This is a genomic window from Trinickia terrae, assembly GCF_005144415.1.
GTDB classification, from domain to species: domain Bacteria; phylum Pseudomonadota; class Gammaproteobacteria; order Burkholderiales; family Burkholderiaceae; genus Trinickia_A; species Trinickia_A terrae.
In genome coordinates this window covers 31,102-47,765 of sequence record NZ_SWJE01000006.1, presented here as the reverse complement: position 1 = coordinate 47,765, position 16,664 = coordinate 31,102, and the positions used below count along the sequence as shown (strand labels likewise).

The following is a 16,664-nucleotide window of genomic DNA, read 5'->3' as shown; positions in this document are numbered from 1 at the left end:
GCGGGCCCCTTGGTAATTACCTAGGCGGGCGTTTGAGGGTCGCCGAGGGCAGTTCGCCGAACAACTGCCGGTAGTGCGTCGCGAAGCGGCTCAGGTGGCAGAAACCCCAGCGGAACGCGATGTCGCTCACCGACGCGGTGTCGCTCGCGTGGCGCGCGAGCTCGCGGCGCACGGCGTTCAGGCGCAGCACGCGCAGGTAGTACGCGGGGTGTGTGCCGAGCATTTCCTCGAAGCAGTACTGCAGCTTGCGGCGGCTCGTGCCGACCGTGCGGCAGATGTCGAGCACGGTGAGCGGCGCGTCGGGCCGCGACATGACCAGCTCGCGCACGCGCTCGACGAGGCGGCGGCGCGCCGTTTCGTCGAGGCGGACCACGCCGTCCTCGGCGCTCGTGATGTCGGCGAGTTCGAGCATGACGGCGTCGTGCAGCGCCTTGCGTGCTTCCGGATAGGCGAGCGCGGTGCTGTCGGCGTCGAAGCTTGTGAGCAGGAAGGTTTTCAGCGCGTCGTAGCGCGCGCTTGCCAGCGGGACGAGGCGCAGGCTGTGAGCCGCGGCGCGCGGTTCGCCTGCGTGCTCGTCGAGCGACGCGAGCGCATCGAGCGATTGCTTCGAGAGCGCGAGCACGGCGATGTCGTGCGAATCGGGCGTACGCAACTCCGGCAGCGAGTCGGCGTCCGAGACGAGCAGCATGCGCTCCGGCATCGCGGCACCGCCGCAATAGCCGGCGCCTTCGACTTCCAGCGGAATGCTGAACGACAACGCGCCTCGCCAAGCGGCGCCGCGCTTGAGCAGCGCGCGGTTGACGCGCTCGCGCAGCAGCTGCACGCCGTCGACGCGGATTTCCTGAAGCGAGCCGTGGAAGGGTCCTGGCGAGAGCTGGTCGAAATGCAGGTTCCAGCCTTCCATGGAGCGGGCGTGCTCGTCGACGTCGTCGCTCTCGAAGCGCCGGATCACGCAGGATTCGTGCGCAATGGCGCGAGCGGAGAACGGTAGCGGTTGACGGGCATTCATGAGCGGCGGTTCCAGGGGGCAGGACGAAATGAGGCGGATTGTCCGGGCAATGGTCCGTATATAACAGCAGTTTTCGACAGTAGGCAATCGAGCGTCGGGTTCAGCATTGCGTAGCGTGAACAGGCCCTAGCTTCGTGCGGCCTTCGCCCGGTACGCGTCCAGTCCTTTTCTTGCCTGAGCCCGGATCGCGTCTTTCATGAACGGTGTCCAGCCGAGCAGCGCGCCCTTGATGCCCAGCGCCTGCCGCGACCACGTCCATAGATCGAAAGCGTCGTGTTGCTCGACGATGCGGCCGTCGCGAAACAGGAAGCGCGAATGCACGCGATTGACGACCGGCCGTTTGCTTTGCGTGAAGATGTAATTTGCCACCCAGTTCGCGCTGCCGGCCTCGGCAGTCGCTTCGACGCCGCTGAAAGAGACTGAAAAGCCCTGCGCGCGTTGCGTGAGCATGCGCCACATATCGCCAATCTCATTGCCGCGCAGCTCGCCGAACACGGGGTCGCGGAACAGAGCGTCGCCGGCATAGCAAGCGTTCATGCCTTCGGCGTCGAGCTGTTGAAATGCTGTGTAGAAGCGCTCGATCAGCGCGGCGTTGGCATGGCTCATTGTCTGATTTCCCCGTTGGCGCACTATGCGGCGCGGAGCGACACGGATGTATCGCACGCCGCAAAGGTTGCCTGCAACGTTCGCGGCTGTCCAGCGTGGCGAGTAAACAAATTATCGGGTTCTGGAGCCCGTATTGTGTGCGGTTCCATGTATGTTCGAGGCTCTGAGGAGAGGAGAGGAGAGAAGCGAATGAGTGATCAGCCCTTCGGACGTTCGCGCCGCGATTTCATGCGTGTCGCGGCGGCCGGGCTGCCGTTCAATGTCGCGGTCGAGGCGTTCGGATCGGAACTGCAGCTTTCGCTGGTGGCGCGCGGGCTGGGCATCGGGCTCGCGGTGCCGGAGGCGCTCGCGCGCAGCGCGCACCGCGAGTCGCTGCAGCGCGTCGATGCAGCGGATTTCCGCAACGTGCTGCGTATCCGGCTCGTGCATGGCGCGCCGTCCGGACGTCTGGTGCGGCCCGTCGCGTTGGTCCGCGATGCGCTGATGGAGAAGCTGGAGAGCGATGCGATCGTTCAGCCTATCGAGGATCCGATCGCATGAGGTGAATCGTGCTGCGCCCGGTATCTCTCCACCGGGCGCAGCGGTTCGGGCTATCGGGTCACAGTGCGGAGAACTCGCCGTCAGAACGCGACATAAGGCCCCGTTCCACCCGGCGTCGACTTGCCCTGGATAGCCGTGTACACCGTCCGCCCGTAGAAGAACGGCAGCCCCAGGTCCACGAGCTTGCCCGAGCCGAACGTTGTCGTCAGCGTCGTCGATACATTCGCGCCCAGCCCGTTGAGCGCCCAATTCCCCGTCCCGATCAACGTCGCTTCGCTGGCGATGGAGAAGCTCACCGTCTTGGTGTTCCCGCTTACGCCTTGCAGCGTCGCCGTCAGCGACTGCGTCGAGGACGGGCAGAACCAGCCGGTGCTGCCGCTGCACTGCGTAATCCCTGTGTTCGGCAGGAAGTAGCCGTTCGAGCCGCTGTCGATGATCGTGAACGGCGTCGTCGTGCTGCCCAGGGTCGAGTTGAAGAACGACGTGTCCGACTGCGTCGTGAAGATCGTCGCCGATCCGAGCGTGTTGTTCGACGCGGTGCCGATGCCGAAGGTCATCGTGCCCGTGACGGACGCCGCTGTCTGCGTCACGGCCGGCAACTGCACCACGACGCCGTTGTTGTCGGTCGAGAAGGCGGCCACCGGGTTGATGACTTGCGCGGTCAACGGCGTTGCGGTGAGCGTGCAAGCCGTCGATGACGACGCGCACGAGTAGTAGGTGGTGTTGTTCGCCGTTGCCGTGCAGCTCGGACAGTCCTGCGCGAGATTGCCGATGCCGAGAATGCCGTTGGCGTTCATGTTCGCCGGCGTGTCCATTTCCGTGGCGCCCGTGCAGTTGCTGGTCGGTATCGGGCCGACCGAGTCGCCGGCCACCTGGATCGGAATGTTCGACGCCGTTTCGCCGCCGATCTTCACATCGGCGTTGCGCACCGAGCCCCAGGTGAAGCCGCTGCCGAACTCCATGCACTCGGCGAGCGTGCCGCCGCCCGTCGCGGTCGCGGCCGTGAGGCCGATCGACAGCACCGACGACTGGATGCGCAGGCCGGACGAGCCGGTGTCGACGAGGATGTTGTCGATCGTCTGGCAGGTCGTCGTGCCGGGGACGCAGATCGTCACGCTCGTCATCGGCGCATTGGGCACGCTGAACGGGTTGGAGCCGATGGTGAACGTCTGCACGTTGGCGACCGTCGTGGTGGTCGAGGTGCTCGACGAGGACGACGAGGACGTCGACGAGTTCGAGCTGGTGCCGCTGCTGCCGCCGCCACCGCCGCCGCATGCGGTCAGGGCAAGCGCCGTCACGAGCGCGGCGAGGGACCAGAGTAGGCGTGTCGGTTTCATGTGCGCGCCTCCTTATTGAATGGCGTCGGCGGAGACGCCGGACGGCAATGCGCGGGGCAGATAGGCGCGCCCGCTGAAGGCGCCCGCCCGGCCGCCGACCTGCGCGAACAGCGTCGACTGGTCGACGACGACCATGCTCAAGCCGCCGTTGGCGTTGCGGTAGGCGGCTGCGCCTTGCTGGAGCTGCGTGTAGTAGCTGCCGAACAGCTCGCCCAGGCTGGGCATGGTCGCGCCGCTCCAGCTCGCGCCGAACACCGTGCCGCTCGCGATGTATTCGCGCACGACGAGGCCGTCGCTGAACGTCGTGATGTTGATCGAATAGCCGGCCTCGGTTTGCGTCGCGACGGTTGCGGTGGCGGTGGGGTGGAGGTCGTTGGAATAGGAGGGGGTGCCTCCCAGGGCGGCGTGCGCCGCCGGCGTCAAGCAAAACGCTGCCATCGCGGCACAAGCCGCGGCTTCTCTAAAGCGCATGAAAAACCCTCGTAAAGCCGTTTGTTTTGTAAAGGTCCGCCCGGTGTCGAACGGGGCCTGATGGGGTATTACGGCGAGGGTTTTGGAATATTTAGGGTGAGATCTGGAAAATAGTCTGAGGATTGGCTGCAATCCATCGATCGCAACTAACTGTCAGCCCCGGCCTCCGCCCGCGAATCTGTCGATGGCTTGCGCGGCGAGCCAGGCTCGCGCGCCTATTCAAGGCTTACAGGGGCGTGCGCCGATAGTTCGTTCAACGATTGCCGTCAAGCAGGTCGCCCAGTATTTCATCGAAGGCGGCTTGTGCGTCTTCGAGTTCCTGCAAGGCGGCATCGAAGGTCTGCAGCGCGAATTGAGAGGGGTTGCCCGCGCCTTGCGGCGGGAACTGCGACTGTAGCGACGCGAACGCAGTCTGGACCTGCCGCGTCGCATTGAGGACGCGCTCCATCGCGCGGGTTTCTTCGGCTCGGGCCTGTTCGTGGTTCATCGGGGAGACTCCATGGTTCGTTGGCGCCGCCACTATGCCATGGGTGGGGGAGGGATGCAGGCCTTCGATCGGCTGGGATCGACGGGTAGCCGGAATTCGCCATGAATTGTGGAAAATTGGCGGAAAGCGCCAAGCAAGCTGACTAAGCCGTGAAAAATGGCCAGAAATCGCTCCGCCCCTGATTGCAAGATAGAGCCCGTTTTCCCCTTTCTCATCGCAGGCCCGCATCATGGTTTCCAGTCATTTGCTGATCGTTTTCATCGCCGCGCTGGTGGTCGTCTACGCCGTTCCCGGGCCGGACATGGCGCTTGTCCTGCAAACCAGCATCGGACGCGGCGCGCGCTCCGGGCTCGCCGCCGCGGGCGGGCTGGCGGTATCGCGGGCGACGCACGTGACGCTGTCGGCGTGCGGCGTCGCGGCGCTGCTGCAGAGCGCGCCGTGGCTCTATGAGGCGGTGCGCTACGGCGGCGCCGTGTATCTGGCCTATGTCGCCGTGCAGATTTTCCGCTCCCCCGTGTTCGCGCTGCCGGCCGGAGAGGACGCGGATCGCTCGGCGCGTCCGATGGGCGCGATGTTCGTCAAGGGCTTGCTGACGAATCTGCTGAACCCGAAGGCGCTACTGTTCTGCTCCGTGCTGCTGCCGCAGTTCGTGCGGCCGGAGGCGGGGCCGGTCGCGCTGCAGGTGGCGGAGCTCGGCATCCTGCTCGTCGCGATAGGGGCATGCTTCGATGCGGTTTACGCGATCGGCGCCGCGCGGATCTCGGACTGGATGCGCTCGCATCCGCTCGCACAGACGCTGCAGCGCTGGACGTTCTCGGCCGCGCTGATCGGCTTTGCGTTGCGTTTGTCGCTCGATTGATGCGTCGCATTGATGCAATGCCCACGCGGCGTCGCGTCCCGCTAGCGAATGGTTCGGATCGATAGGGAATCCGAACGAGCCGGTTCGGCTTGCGATGGCTTAGTTGCCGTCGAGCCGGCCTTCGAATTTTCCACAACGCCGGCTCGCCGCGGCTTGCGCCCGGCGCGATGGTTGCGCGCGCATTCCTGTGCGCCGCGCAAAGCCGCCGCGAAGCGCTCGAGCGCGGACACCGGGCCGCACACGCTTTGATAGATTTCGTTGCCGATGCGGCCGTCGAGGATGACTTGCATGCCCGATGCGCGTGCCAGGTCGATGATGTCCATGTGCGCCCCCACTCTTGAGTTTCACTTCCCTTGATTGGTAAACCCGGCGTCGTGTTCGATTATTCCGCTTGGGGTATGGCTTTCCTTTGCGGTGCGGGCGCGCTTCGGTGGCGGCCTTCATTCCGTCAAGACGAATGCCGCGTTGCGGCTTTTCAAAGGCAGGGGGCGGGAGAAGCGAGGACAAGGCGATGCGCCCCCGGTCGCGGGGCGCATGCCGTGATGCCCGGCTATGAGCCGTGCGCTTCGCTCAGCCGAGCTTGCCGAGGAAGTCCAGCTTGCCGAGCTCGACGCCGTTGTGCCGCAGGATGTCGTACGCGGTCGTGATGTGGAAGTAGAGGTTGGGCAGCACGAAGTACGAGAGATAGTTCACGCCCGTGAACTCGATCGGCCCGGTCCGCATCTTGAGGACGATGGTGCGCTCTTCGGAACCGTCGATCTGCGCGGCAGTGAATTCCTTCAGATAGGCGACGGTCTTGTCGATCCGCTCGGCGAGCTCGTCGAACGTGACTTCGACGTCTTCGAACTTCGGCGCCTCGACGCCGGCCAAGCGGGCGACGCAGCCCTTCGCCGTGTCGGTGGCGATGTGGATCTGCCGGTTGAGCGGCAGCATGTCGGGAAAAAGCCGGCTGTTGATGAACACCGACGGATCGACCTGCTTCTCGGCGGCGTGCGCCTGGGCCTTGCCGAGAATGGCTTTCAGATTGGTCAGGCCGTGCACGAGCACGGGCACCGAGGCTTGATACATGGACAGGGTCATGGAAATGTTCCTCGAGTTCTTCTCTTCGACAGGCGCAGCCGATGTGCGCCGGTTGCAACGAAGCGGCGGAAAAAGCCGCCGCCCGCATGATATGTCGAAGCGGCGCGGCGCGTGAGCTTCCAAATCGGCCGCGATGATTCGTCCAACGTTTGTCGGGGCCGCGCGCATGCCGGTCGAGTCGCGGCTGGCGCGCCGAGCAAGGCCGCGCGACGCCGCGCCATGTATCTCGGAACTGCGCGCGGGCGCTATTGTCGGAGCTTTGGCGTAGTCCTCGAAATGGCGGCAGGGTGCGGGTTTCGGCGCGGCAGCGTCCGGTGCCCGCGCCGGCAGATGTCCGCTTGTGCAACCGCACCGCCGCTCGTTGCGGCGCCGCATGGCGCGTCGCCGGCGCCTGCCGCACCGGTGGTGCATACAGGAGCGTCAAACCATGGCAAGACATCCACTGGCCGGCAGCGAACGCGCGGTGGCCGAGGGATCGAAGTGTCTCGGGCAATGCGACCCGGGCGAGACGATTCAAGTGGTCGTGATGCTGCGCCGGCAATCGGAAGCGGCCCTTCATGCGCTATTGGGGGAAATCGGCAAGGGCGCGAGCGTCGCACCGCTCTCGCGCGATGAGTTTTCGCAGCGCTTCGGCGCATCGGCCGAAGACATCGCCAGAATGCGCGCCTTTGCGGCGCAACACGGGCTCGCGGTCGTGCGCGCCAACGCTGCGGAAAGCACGGTCGTGCTGTCGGGCACGATCGCCCAGTTCCAGACTGCCTTCGACGTCAAGCTCGAGCGCTACGAGCATCATGCGATCGGCGCGTATCGCGGCCGCACGGGCGCCGTCAGCCTGCCCGACGAGCTGCACGGCGTCGTCACCGCGGTGCTCGGGCTCGACAACCGGCCGCAGGCGCGGCCGCATTTCCGGAGGCGTCCTCCCTTCCTTGCCGCGCAGGCTGCCGCGGAATCGTTTACGCCGCTGCAGATCGCGTCGCTCTACGACTTCCCCGCGGGCGACGGCAGCGGGCAATGCATCGGCATCATCGAGCTCGGCGGCGGCTACGAGAGCAGCGATCTGCAAGCCTATTTCTCCAACCTCGGCGTACCGCTGCCCAAGGTGGTCGCGGTGCCGGTCGACAACAACGGCAATGCGCCGAGCGGCGACCCGAACGGCCCCGACGGCGAGGTGACGCTCGACATCGAAATTGCCGGCGCGATCGCGCCGGGCGCGACGATCGCCGTCTATTTCTCCTCGAACAGCGACGCCGGCTTCATGGACGCCGTCAACCGCGCGGTGCACGATACGGTGAATCGTCCGTCGGTCATCTCGATCAGCTGGGGCGGGCCGGAATCGGCGTGGACCCAGCAGTCGGCGCAGGCGTTCAACAGCGTGCTGCAGGCGGCGGCAGCGGTCGGCGTGACGATCTGCGCGGCGTCGGGCGACAGCGGCTCGAGCGAGGGCGTCGCCGATGGCGCCGATCATGTCGACTTTCCGGCGTCGAGCCCCTACGTGCTTGCTTGCGGCGGCACGCGCATCAGCGCATCGAGCAGCGCCGCGGGCGGGATGATCAAGAGCGAAGCGGTATGGAACGACGGCGCGTCAGGCGGCGCCTCGGGCGGCGGCGTGAGCAGCCTGTTCGCGTTGCCGTCGTGGCAGGAAGGGCTGACGGTGACGCGCGTGAACGGCGGCGCCGCGCCGCTCGCCATGCGCGGGCTGCCCGATGTGGCGGGCGATGCCTCGCCCAATTCGGGCTATGTGGTGCTCGTCGACGGCAGCGAGTCGGTGATCGGCGGCACGAGCGCCGTCGCTCCGCTCTGGGCCGCGCTGATCGCGCGCATCAACGCGGCCAAGGGCGCGCCGGCGGGTTTCGTGAACCCGAAGCTCTACCAGGCGGGCGGCGCGTTCCGCGACATCAAGAAGGGCAACAACGGCAGCTTCGCGGCATCCCCCGGCTGGGATGCCTGCACCGGGCTCGGCAGTCCCGACGGCCAGAAGGTGGCTGCTGCTCTATAGCCCGTTGGCGTTTTATTTTGTATACCAAATGCAGCACACGGCATACCGCATACCGAATGCGGTATGCCGAGACAGTCGAGAAGCGCGATACGCAGCAAAAGCTCGCAGGAGCAGGGCAGTTCAGTTCGTCAAACGCAGTCCACCCGGCAAAGCACTGAAACGACGCCAGGCGTCGCTAACGAAATCGATGGAGCGGTCACGATGAATACCGATTCAGGGTCCGGCAGCACGCAATCGCATCACTCGCCTCATAACTCGCATGCCTCGCCCGCGTCCGGGGTGATGTCGATGGCGCATGCGCTCGGCCATGCCGACGGCGACCAGCCGTTCTTCGATCCGGTCGCTTACGGCAACGGTCCGAACGATTCGGTCACGGACACCACCGAAGGCGCGGCTATCACGCATCATTCGGTCGTGATCGGCGGCCGCAAGATCGCCTATACGGCGACGGCGGGGCACCTCGTCACCGTCGACGAAAGCAGCTCGCAGCCGAACGCGAAGATGTTCTACGTCGCGTTCACCGAAGACAACCAGAAGGAGGAGACGCGGCCCGTCACGTTCTTCTACAACGGCGGGCCGGGCTCGTCGGCGGTGTTCGTGCTGCTCGGCTCGTTCGCGCCGCGCCGCATCAAGACCGCGATGCCGAGCTTCACGCCGCCCGCGCCTTACGCGATGGAGGACAACCCCGACAGCCTGCTCGACAAGAGCGATCTCGTCTTCATCAACCCGGTCGGCACCGGGTACTCGGCGGCGGTGGCGCCGCACAAGAACATCGACTTCTGGGGCACCGATCCGGATGCGGTCTCGATCAAGCAGTTCATCAAGCGCTTCCTGACCAAGAACAACCGCTGGAATTCGCCGAAGTTTCTGTTCGGCGAGTCTTACGGCACGGCGCGCAGCTGCGTGCTCGCCTACTTGCTGCACGAGGACGGCATCGACCTGAACGGCGTCACGCTGCAATCGTCGATCCTCGACTACACGCAGGCGGGCAATCCGGTTGGCGCGCTGCCGACCGCGGCCGCGGACGCGTGGTATCACAAGAAGCTCGGCGTCTCGCCGACGCCCGCCAACCTCGGCGCTTTCGCCGAGGAAGTCGCGCAGTTCGCGCGCGGCGACTATCTGCAGGCGCTGCGCAAGTTCCCGCAGACCGACGACGCCACCATCGAGAAGCTCAGCGAATACACGGGCATCGACAAGACGACGCTGATCGCCTGGAGTCTCGACATCGCGGGCTACGACAGCCACGGCAATTCGCTGTTCCTGACGACGCTGCTCAAGTCGAAGGGCCTCGCGCTGGGCGCCTACGACGGCCGCGTGACCGGCATCGAGACCGGCATCGCGGGCAAGATCGACCCGAACTCGGGCGGCAACGATCCCACGATGACGGCAGTCACGGGCGTCTACACGGTGATGTGGAATACGTATCTCAACGAGCAGTTGAAATACACGTCGAACTCCGCGTTCACGGACCTCAACAACCAGGCCTTCCAGAACTGGAATTTCAGCCATATCGACCCGACCGGCGCGCAAAAGGGCGTCGATGCGCAAGGCAACGTGATCCTCTACACGGCGGGCGACCTGGCTGCGGTGATGGCGCTGAACGTCGACTTGAAGGTGCTGTCGGCGAACGGCTTCTATGACTTCGTCACGCCGTTCTACCAGACGGTCATCGATCTGCAGCAGATGCCGCTGATCGAGCAGCAGGTGCGTGCGAACCTGTCGGCGCGCTTCTATCCGTCGGGACACATGATCTATCTCGACGGCAACTCGCGCACGGCGTTGAAGGGGGATCTCGCGAAGATGTACGACGCAGCGACCGGCGACGAGCCGGCGATGGGGCGCATTCGGGCATTGCAGCAGCGGCACAAAGCGTAGCGTGCGAGGGAGGCTCTGCGCGTCCAGCGGGGCTGGCCGGGTTGTTCCGGTCAGCCCCGCCGGCGTTTGGGCGGAATGCCGTTTCAGCAATTCCGATCAAATCCGCGTCCGGCGATGCCGCTATAAATCCATCATGCCTTGACCGAGAGACCGTATGAATCCCGTGGGACGCGCGTTGTGGTTCATCGAAAGCCATTTTTCGAGCGACATCACGCTCGACGACATCGCGAGCGCAGGCTGCGTGTCGCGCTTTCACCTCTCGCGCGCTTTCGGCGTCGCGACCGGACGATCGATCATGCGGTACGTGCGAGGGCGCCGGCTGACCGTCGCGGCGAAATCGCTGTCGATGGGCGCGCCGGACATCCTGGCGATCGCGCTCGAAGCCGGATACGGCTCTCACGAGGCATTCACGCGTGCGTTTCGCGAGCAGTTCGGGGTCACGCCCGAGCAGGTTCGCGTGCAACGCCGTGTCGACAACCTCGACCTCGTGGAGCCGATGAGAATGGACGAAGACCTCAACACCGACCTGGAGCCGCCGCGTTTCGAAGACGCGAAAGCATTGCTGATCGCCGGACTGGGCGAGCGCTACACCTGCGAGACCGTCGCCGGGATTCCGGCGCTCTGGCAGCGTTTCGGGCCGCATATCGGCCGGGTGCCCGGGCAGCTCGGGCGCGTGACGTACGGCGTGTGTTGCAACGGCGACGGCGCCGGCAATTTCGACTACATCTGCGGCGTCGAAGTATCGGACTTCGGGCGCCTGCCCGCCGAGTTCGCGCGCGTGCGGCTCGCCGCGCAGCGCTATGCCGTGTTCTCGCATCGCGGGCACATCTCGACGATCCGGCGCACCTGGAACACGATCCTCAGCAAGTGGCTGCCCGACTCGGACTTCAAGGCCGCCGACGCGCCCGACTTCGAGCGCTACGACGAGCGTTTCGATCCGGTGACGGGCAACGGCGTGGTGGAGATCTGGGTGCCGGTCAACGGGTGAGGCGCTGCTGCGACGCGGCAAGGTCGCTGTGGGTGCTGCACCCGGACCGGCAGGTTACGCCATGGGCGGGCCGCTATATCGTGGTGGTCGACTCGGAGCGAAAGACGCGCCCGTGTGTCCGAGGCTTCCGACACGGCCGATCGAGGGGGCGATCGCCGCCTCACGACCTCGCCAGCAACACCCCCGCGAGCGCGACGGCAAAGCCGGCGATCTGCGCGGCCGACAGCGCCTCGCCAAACCCGGCATAGCCTTGAAGCGCCGCAAGCGGCGGCGCGAGAAAGAGCAGGGCGGTGGCGCGCGATGCGCTGCCGCGCCGCACCATCCGCGTGAGGAGCGTCATCGAGACGCCCGAGAGCATCACAATCCCCCAGGCCAGCGAAATCCAGAGCGTGGTCGACGGTATGCAATATTTTTCATGCAGTATGCCGACGAGCGCGGCGGCGACGGCCGCCGCGCCGAGGTTCTGCACGGCGCTCGCGCTGCGGATGTCCGCTTTCGCGAGCGACGTCTTCTGAAACAGCGTGCCGGCCGTGAATGCGACGACCGCCAGCACCGCGACGGCGGCGACCAGCCACGACGGCGCATGACCCGGCTGCACCGGGGCCGCCGTGGCGAGCTTCGGCGCCAGCACGAGCGCGACCCCCGCGAGCCCGAGCGCCATCCCGCTCCAGCCGCGCGGCGAGACGCGCTCGTCGAAGAGCGGCGCGGCCAGCGCCGCGGTCAGGAGCGGCTGCAAGGCGCCGAGCAGCGCCATCGCGCCGGCGGAGAGGCCTTGAGCGACAGCCCAGTAGCCGCCGCCGAGATAGATTCCCTGCAACAGCGCGCCGGCGCACAGGTGCTTGCCGAGCTCGCGTCCGCGCGGCCATGCGGCGCGGGCCGCCCATGCGGCGAGCGCGAACATGAGCGCCGTGCCGCCGAACCGCATCAGCAGGAACAGATTGGGATCGGCGTACGGCTTGATTGCGCGGGCAACCACGAACCCGGTCGACCAGAGCGAAATGAAGACGGCGGCAAGCAGGGTGGCGAACATCGCGGATCGGCGTCGGCGCAAAAAGGAGCCGCAGTATCGCGCCAGCCAACCGGCGTGTCTTGTTCGAGACTGCAACCCGGGACGGCGACTCTGGATGACGACTTAAGGCGGCAACCCGCGGCCGTAACCCGCCATGCTCGGGAAAACCCGCGTTTTGGCGGCGCGGCAGGTGCGGCTTAATCACGGAGGTGCGCCGTTCCAAGGCGGTGCGCGAGTTGTCGCCGATGCATGGAGTTGGTGCGTGACGGCGGTGTTGCTTTGCGATAAGTCGTCTCTCTGGCGATCCGCGAGCGCGCCGCACGCACGCGAGCGGTGCGGTAGATGCTTGATTGCGCGCAGCGCCGCACAGCTCGGATGTAAGATTCTGTCTTCGGCATGGAAGTTGCGTATGCAACTTTCGACGCCTGGTTGCCTCGGCGTCGCGACACCCGCTGGATGTAAGACACGGCGGGTGTCGCGACGCGGCGAGTGAGCGGTCCAGCGGGAACGGGCCGCATGAGCGATGTTCCGATCGGGCGCGAAGTACGCTGTGAGCTGCACTGGCTTTCCGCCGGATGGCGCTGGATGCTCGGCCCAGACCTTGTCCGGCCGGCGCCAGGCGGCAAGCGCCAGCGCATGTGCGGCTCGATCGGAAGAACGCGAAGCGACGAATTGCGGGTGCAACCAGGCCACCTTGGGGACGCACAACAAAACGGGTACCGCTTATGACGCAAGCTTTCTTCAACGAGATGTTCGAGCGCGGCGAGATCGATGCCCGCGGCGCGACGGCCGCGGCCTTCTTGAAGTCCGGCGAGCCCCGCACGCATTACCGCCAGCTCTTCGACTGGATGCAGAGCCAGAGCGAGCAGCAGATCCGCGACAAGCGGGCCGAGGCCGACCTGATCTTTCGCCGCGTCGGCATTACGTTCGCGGTATATGGCGCACAAGACGAGAGCGGCGTCGGCACCGAGCGCACCATCCCGTTCGACGTGATCCCGCGCATCTTTCACGCCGACGAGTGGGCCGCGCTGGAGCGGGGCTTGCGGCAGCGCGTGAACGCGCTGAACCAGTTCATCCACGACATCTATCACGAGCAGAACATCGTGCGCGCCGGCGTGGTGCCGGCCGACCAGATCGTCGGCAACGCGCAGTATCGTCCCGAGATGCAGGGCGTGACGGTCGCGCGCGACATCTACGCTCATATCGCCGGCATCGACATCGTGCGGGCCGGCCAGGGCGAGTTCTACGTGCTCGAGGACAACCTGCGCGTGCCTTCGGGCGTCTCCTACATGCTCGAGAACCGCAAGATGATGATGCGGCTCTTCCCCGAGCTGTTCTCGCGCAACCGCGTCGCGCCCGTCGCGCACTACCCGGACCTGCTGCTCGACACGCTGCGCGCCGCGGCGCCCCAAGGCGTCGACAACCCGACCATCGTCGTGCTGACGCCGGGCATGTACAACTCGGCTTACTTCGAGCACGCGTTCCTCGCGCAGCAGATGGGCATCGAACTCGTCGAGGGGCAGGACCTGTTCGTCGAAAACGACTTCACCTACATGCGGACCACCCAGGGCCCGCAGCGCGTCGACGTGATCTACCGCCGCGTCGACGACGACTTCCTCGATCCGAACGTGTTCCGCGCCGACTCGACGCTCGGCGCAGCGGGCCTGATGTCCTCCTATCGCGCGGGCAACGTGACGCTGTGCAACGCGGTCGGCACGGGCGTCGCCGACGACAAGTCGATTTACCCCTACGTGCCCGACATGGTGCGCTTCTACCTCGGCGAGGAGCCGATCCTGAACAACGTGCCGACCTGGATGTGCCGCAAGCCCGACGACCTCAAGTACGTGCTCGACCATCTGCCCGAGCTCGTCGTGAAGGAGACGCACGGGGCGGGCGGCTACGGGATGCTGGTCGGCCCGGCGTCGACAGCGGCCCAGGTCGAGGAATTCCGCGCGGTGCTTGTCGCGCACCCCGAGAAGTACATCGCGCAGCCGACGCTCGCGCTCTCCACGTGCCCGACCTACGTCGAGGCCGGCATCGCGCCGCGCCACATCGACCTGCGTCCGTTCGTGCTGTCGGGGCACGAGGTGAAGATGGTGCCGGGCGGCCTGACGCGCGTCGCGTTGCGCGAAGGTTCGCTCGTCGTCAATTCGTCCCAGGGCGGGGGCACGAAGGACACCTGGGTGCTGGAGCGCTAGCGCGGCCAGTGCCTCGCCTGCAAGAACGCTAAAAAAATCGAATCAACGACGAACCAAGCTTTGGGAGTTGTCATGCTGAGCCGCACTGCCGACCACCTCTTCTGGATGGCGCGCTACACCGAGCGCGCCGAAAACACCGCGCGGATGCTCGACGCGAATCACCAGCTTTCCCTGTTGCCGCAATCGGACGAGTTCGCCAAGCAGGGCTGGCGCGCGATGCTGTCGATCTCGGAGCTCTCCGGCGCGTACGAGGCCGAGCACGGCGGCTGGACGAGCCGCGACGTGATCGAGTTCATGTCGCGCGACCGCAATAATCTGTCGTCGATCGTGAGCTGCCTGCGCGCCGCGCGAGAAAACGCGCGCGCTGTGCGCGGCTCGATCACGACCGAGCTCTGGGAAACGATCAACACGACCTGGCTCGAATGCCAGAAGCTGCTGGCCGACGGCATCCTCAGACGCGATCCGAGCGAGTTCTTCGAGTGGGTCAAGTTCCGCTCGCACCTGTTTCGCGGCGTGCAGCTCGGCACGATGGTGCGCGACGAGGCGTTCTACTTCATGCGCCTCGGCACCTTCATCGAGCGCTCTGACAACACCGCGCGCATTCTCGACGTCAAGTTCGAGATGCGCGAGCAGTTCGGCACGCCCGGCGGCACGCAGTCGCTCGACTACTACCACTGGACGGCGCTCTTGCGCTCGGTGTCGGGCTTCGAGGTCTATCGCAAGGTCTATCGCGACGTGATCACGCCGGAGCGCGTCGCGGGCCTGCTGATTCTGTTCGCCGACTGGCCGCGCTCGCTCGCGGCGAGCCTCGACGAGGTGCGCGACGTTCTCGGCCGCGTGCGCAATGCGCGCTCGGCGCAGACGGAGCGGATGGCCCAGCAGCTGTTCGACGACGTGCGGCGCGGGCGTATCGGCGACATTCTCGATGCCGGCTTGCACGCGTATCTGACCGAGTTCCTCGCGCGCATCAACGATCTGGCGAGCGGCATCAGCCGCGATTTTCTCGTGCCGCTCGCGCCGCAGGAGCCAGAAGCCGTTGCTGCGTGAGCGCGTGAGCCTAACTCTTTGGAGCCGAGGTGAGGATCACGCGATGCACGAAGCGCAGCTTGTCGACGACGGGGGGCGGCAGCGTGAACGGGTAGCCGTCGGGCATGCCGAGGCTGCGGTTCAGGCTGTTCAGCACGTAGGTGAGCGGAAACCAGCGCGCCATCAGGCTATCGAAGCCGGCGTCCTCGACGGGCGTCTGGTCGACGAGCGTCGGCTCGTGCGGGCTGTCCGGCAGCAGCGCGAGCCCGCACGACACCGCGGTATCGAGTGTGTCCACGATGTGCAGGTAGTGCGCCCACGTCTCCGCCCAGTCCTCCCACGGATGCATCGTCGCGTACGCACTGATGTAGGACTGCGCCCAGTCGGCGGGCGGCCCGTTCTTGTAGTAGGTGTCGAGCGCGGCGGCGTAGTCCGCGGTTTCGTCGCCGAAGCGGCGGCGAAAGAGCGGCAGCCAGCGTGTCCGGCCGACGAGGCGGTCGAAGAAGTAATGGCCCGTTTCGTGCCGAAAGTGGCCGAGCAGCGTGCGGTACGGCTCGCCGAGCGAGGAACGGGTCTCTTCGCGATAGGCGTCGTCGGCCTCGGCGATGTTCAGCGTGACGATGCCGCTGTTGTGGCCCGTCATCACGAGGTCGTCGCCGCTGCTTTCGAGGAAGTCGAACTGCAGGCCGCCTTCGGGGTTCTCGGTGCGCGACTCGAGCGTGAGGCCGAGCGCCATCAGCGTATAGAGCAGCCGGCGCTTGGCGGTTTCGAGCCGGTACCAGTAGACGCGGTTCTCCGGCGTCTCCAGGTTCGGGGTCGCGCCGTTGAAGCGGCACGAGCGGCACAGCGTGTCGGGGGAGCCGGAGGGGATCATCCAGTTGCAGACGTTTTCGACGGCATAGTTGCGGCACTGGCGGAAGAGCGCCGTGCCGGCGCCGGGATGGAGGCTGCGCCAGAGGCCGTCGCCCGCGCTTTCGAACGCGCTGATCTCTCCGAGCTCAGGGACGTAGCCGAGCAGCGCGTTACAGCGCTCGCAGAGCACGTTCTCGAAGAACACCTGTTGCTGGCAGCGGTTGCAGTGGAAGGTTTTCATCACGTGGGTTCCCGTGCATGGGTCGAGCTCGCGTGAGCGCCGTTTCGCAAACTTTATGCCGCGTCGTGCGGCCGTGTCACGCGTTTCACT

15 protein-coding genes and 1 pseudogene are annotated in these 16,664 nt (G+C 66.1%); 7 read left to right on the top strand and 9 right to left on the bottom strand.

The window, feature by feature from the left end:
- Nucleotides 1-16 precede the first annotated feature (16 nt).
- Together FAZ69_RS13015 and FAZ69_RS13010 are read right to left on the bottom strand one after the other, a co-directional pair.
- Nucleotides 17-1,009 carry a helix-turn-helix domain-containing protein gene (locus FAZ69_RS13015; RefSeq protein ID WP_136895055.1) on the bottom strand — a complete coding sequence of 331 codons (993 nt, stop codon included), beginning with the start codon at nt 1,007-1,009 and terminating at the stop codon, nt 17-19.
- A gap of 126 nt (nt 1,010-1,135) precedes the next feature.
- Nucleotides 1,136-1,615 (bottom strand): nuclear transport factor 2 family protein, encoded by a 480-nt coding sequence (locus FAZ69_RS13010; protein WP_136895053.1) that lies wholly within the window; start codon nt 1,613-1,615, stop codon nt 1,136-1,138.
- A gap of 234 nt (nt 1,616-1,849) precedes the next feature.
- On the opposite strand from FAZ69_RS13010, the pseudogene FAZ69_RS13005 reads away from it, so the two are divergent.
- Nucleotides 1,850-2,155, top strand: a pseudogene (locus FAZ69_RS13005) (type 2 periplasmic-binding domain-containing protein); the annotation flags it as partial.
- Between the two features lie 80 nt (nt 2,156-2,235).
- On the opposite strand, the gene FAZ69_RS13000 reads toward FAZ69_RS13005, so the two are convergent.
- The 3 genes from FAZ69_RS13000 to FAZ69_RS12990 all read right to left on the bottom strand — a co-directional run bounded on the left by FAZ69_RS13000 (nt 2,236) and on the right by FAZ69_RS12990 (nt 4,450).
- Nucleotides 2,236-3,492 carry a DUF3443 family protein gene (locus tag FAZ69_RS13000; RefSeq protein ID WP_136895051.1) on the bottom strand — a complete coding sequence of 419 codons (1,257 nt, stop codon included), beginning with the start codon at nt 3,490-3,492 and terminating at the stop codon, nt 2,236-2,238.
- 12 nt (nt 3,493-3,504) lie between these two features.
- The gene (locus FAZ69_RS12995) at nt 3,505-3,963 is read right to left on the bottom strand and encodes a DUF2844 domain-containing protein (RefSeq protein ID WP_136895049.1); all 459 of its coding nucleotides are present in this window, start codon (nt 3,961-3,963) and stop codon (nt 3,505-3,507) included.
- A 253-nt stretch (nt 3,964-4,216) separates the two neighbouring features.
- On the bottom strand, nt 4,217-4,450 hold the full coding sequence (locus FAZ69_RS12990; protein WP_136895047.1) for a hypothetical protein: 234 nt from the start codon (nt 4,448-4,450) through the stop codon (nt 4,217-4,219).
- 229 nt (nt 4,451-4,679) lie between these two features.
- On the opposite strand from FAZ69_RS12990, the gene FAZ69_RS12985 reads away from it, so the two are divergent.
- Nucleotides 4,680-5,309 (top strand): LysE family translocator, encoded by a 630-nt coding sequence (locus FAZ69_RS12985; RefSeq protein ID WP_136895046.1) that lies wholly within the window; start codon nt 4,680-4,682, stop codon nt 5,307-5,309.
- 41 nt (nt 5,310-5,350) lie between these two features.
- Here the strand turns inward: FAZ69_RS12985 and FAZ69_RS12980 are convergent, their stop codons facing one another.
- Both FAZ69_RS12980 and FAZ69_RS12975 read right to left on the bottom strand, forming a co-directional pair.
- Nucleotides 5,351-5,632, bottom strand: coding sequence for a hypothetical protein (locus FAZ69_RS12980; RefSeq protein ID WP_136895044.1), 282 nt, complete (start codon nt 5,630-5,632; stop codon nt 5,351-5,353).
- Nucleotides 5,633-5,879: 247 nt separating this feature from the next.
- A complete protein-coding gene (locus tag FAZ69_RS12975; RefSeq protein WP_136895042.1) occupies nt 5,880-6,389 on the bottom strand; it encodes a DUF1993 domain-containing protein in 510 nt (169 codons plus the stop codon).
- Between the two features lie 427 nt (nt 6,390-6,816).
- On the opposite strand from FAZ69_RS12975, the gene FAZ69_RS12970 reads away from it, so the two are divergent.
- From FAZ69_RS12970 to FAZ69_RS12960, 3 genes are all read left to right on the top strand, one after another.
- A complete protein-coding gene (locus FAZ69_RS12970) occupies nt 6,817-8,385 on the top strand; it encodes a S53 family peptidase (protein ID WP_136895040.1) in 1,569 nt (522 codons plus the stop codon).
- A 201-nt stretch (nt 8,386-8,586) separates the two neighbouring features.
- Nucleotides 8,587-10,260 (top strand): S10 family peptidase, encoded by a 1,674-nt coding sequence (locus FAZ69_RS12965; RefSeq protein ID WP_136895038.1) that lies wholly within the window; start codon nt 8,587-8,589, stop codon nt 10,258-10,260.
- Between the two features lie 154 nt (nt 10,261-10,414).
- The gene (locus tag FAZ69_RS12960; RefSeq protein WP_136895036.1) at nt 10,415-11,248 is read left to right on the top strand and encodes an AraC family transcriptional regulator; all 834 of its coding nucleotides are present in this window, start codon (nt 10,415-10,417) and stop codon (nt 11,246-11,248) included.
- Nucleotides 11,249-11,408: 160 nt separating this feature from the next.
- On the opposite strand, the gene FAZ69_RS12950 is transcribed toward FAZ69_RS12960, so the two are convergent.
- On the bottom strand, nt 11,409-12,278 hold the full coding sequence (locus tag FAZ69_RS12950) for a DMT family transporter (protein ID WP_136895033.1): 870 nt from the start codon (nt 12,276-12,278) through the stop codon (nt 11,409-11,411).
- 704 nt (nt 12,279-12,982) lie between these two features.
- Here FAZ69_RS12950 and FAZ69_RS12945 point away from each other — a divergent pair.
- Both FAZ69_RS12945 and FAZ69_RS12940 read left to right on the top strand, forming a co-directional pair.
- On the top strand, nt 12,983-14,455 hold the full coding sequence (locus FAZ69_RS12945) for a circularly permuted type 2 ATP-grasp protein (RefSeq protein WP_136895031.1): 1,473 nt from the start codon (nt 12,983-12,985) through the stop codon (nt 14,453-14,455).
- Between the two features lie 72 nt (nt 14,456-14,527).
- Nucleotides 14,528-15,502: an alpha-E domain-containing protein gene (locus tag FAZ69_RS12940; RefSeq protein ID WP_136895029.1), complete on the top strand. Its 975-nt coding sequence runs from the start codon at nt 14,528-14,530 to the stop codon at nt 15,500-15,502.
- A 10-nt stretch (nt 15,503-15,512) separates the two neighbouring features.
- Here FAZ69_RS12940 and FAZ69_RS12935 read toward each other — a convergent pair whose 3' ends face one another.
- On the bottom strand, nt 15,513-16,574 hold the full coding sequence (locus FAZ69_RS12935; protein ID WP_136895027.1) for a zinc-binding metallopeptidase family protein: 1,062 nt from the start codon (nt 16,572-16,574) through the stop codon (nt 15,513-15,515).
- Nucleotides 16,575-16,664 lie beyond the last annotated feature (90 nt).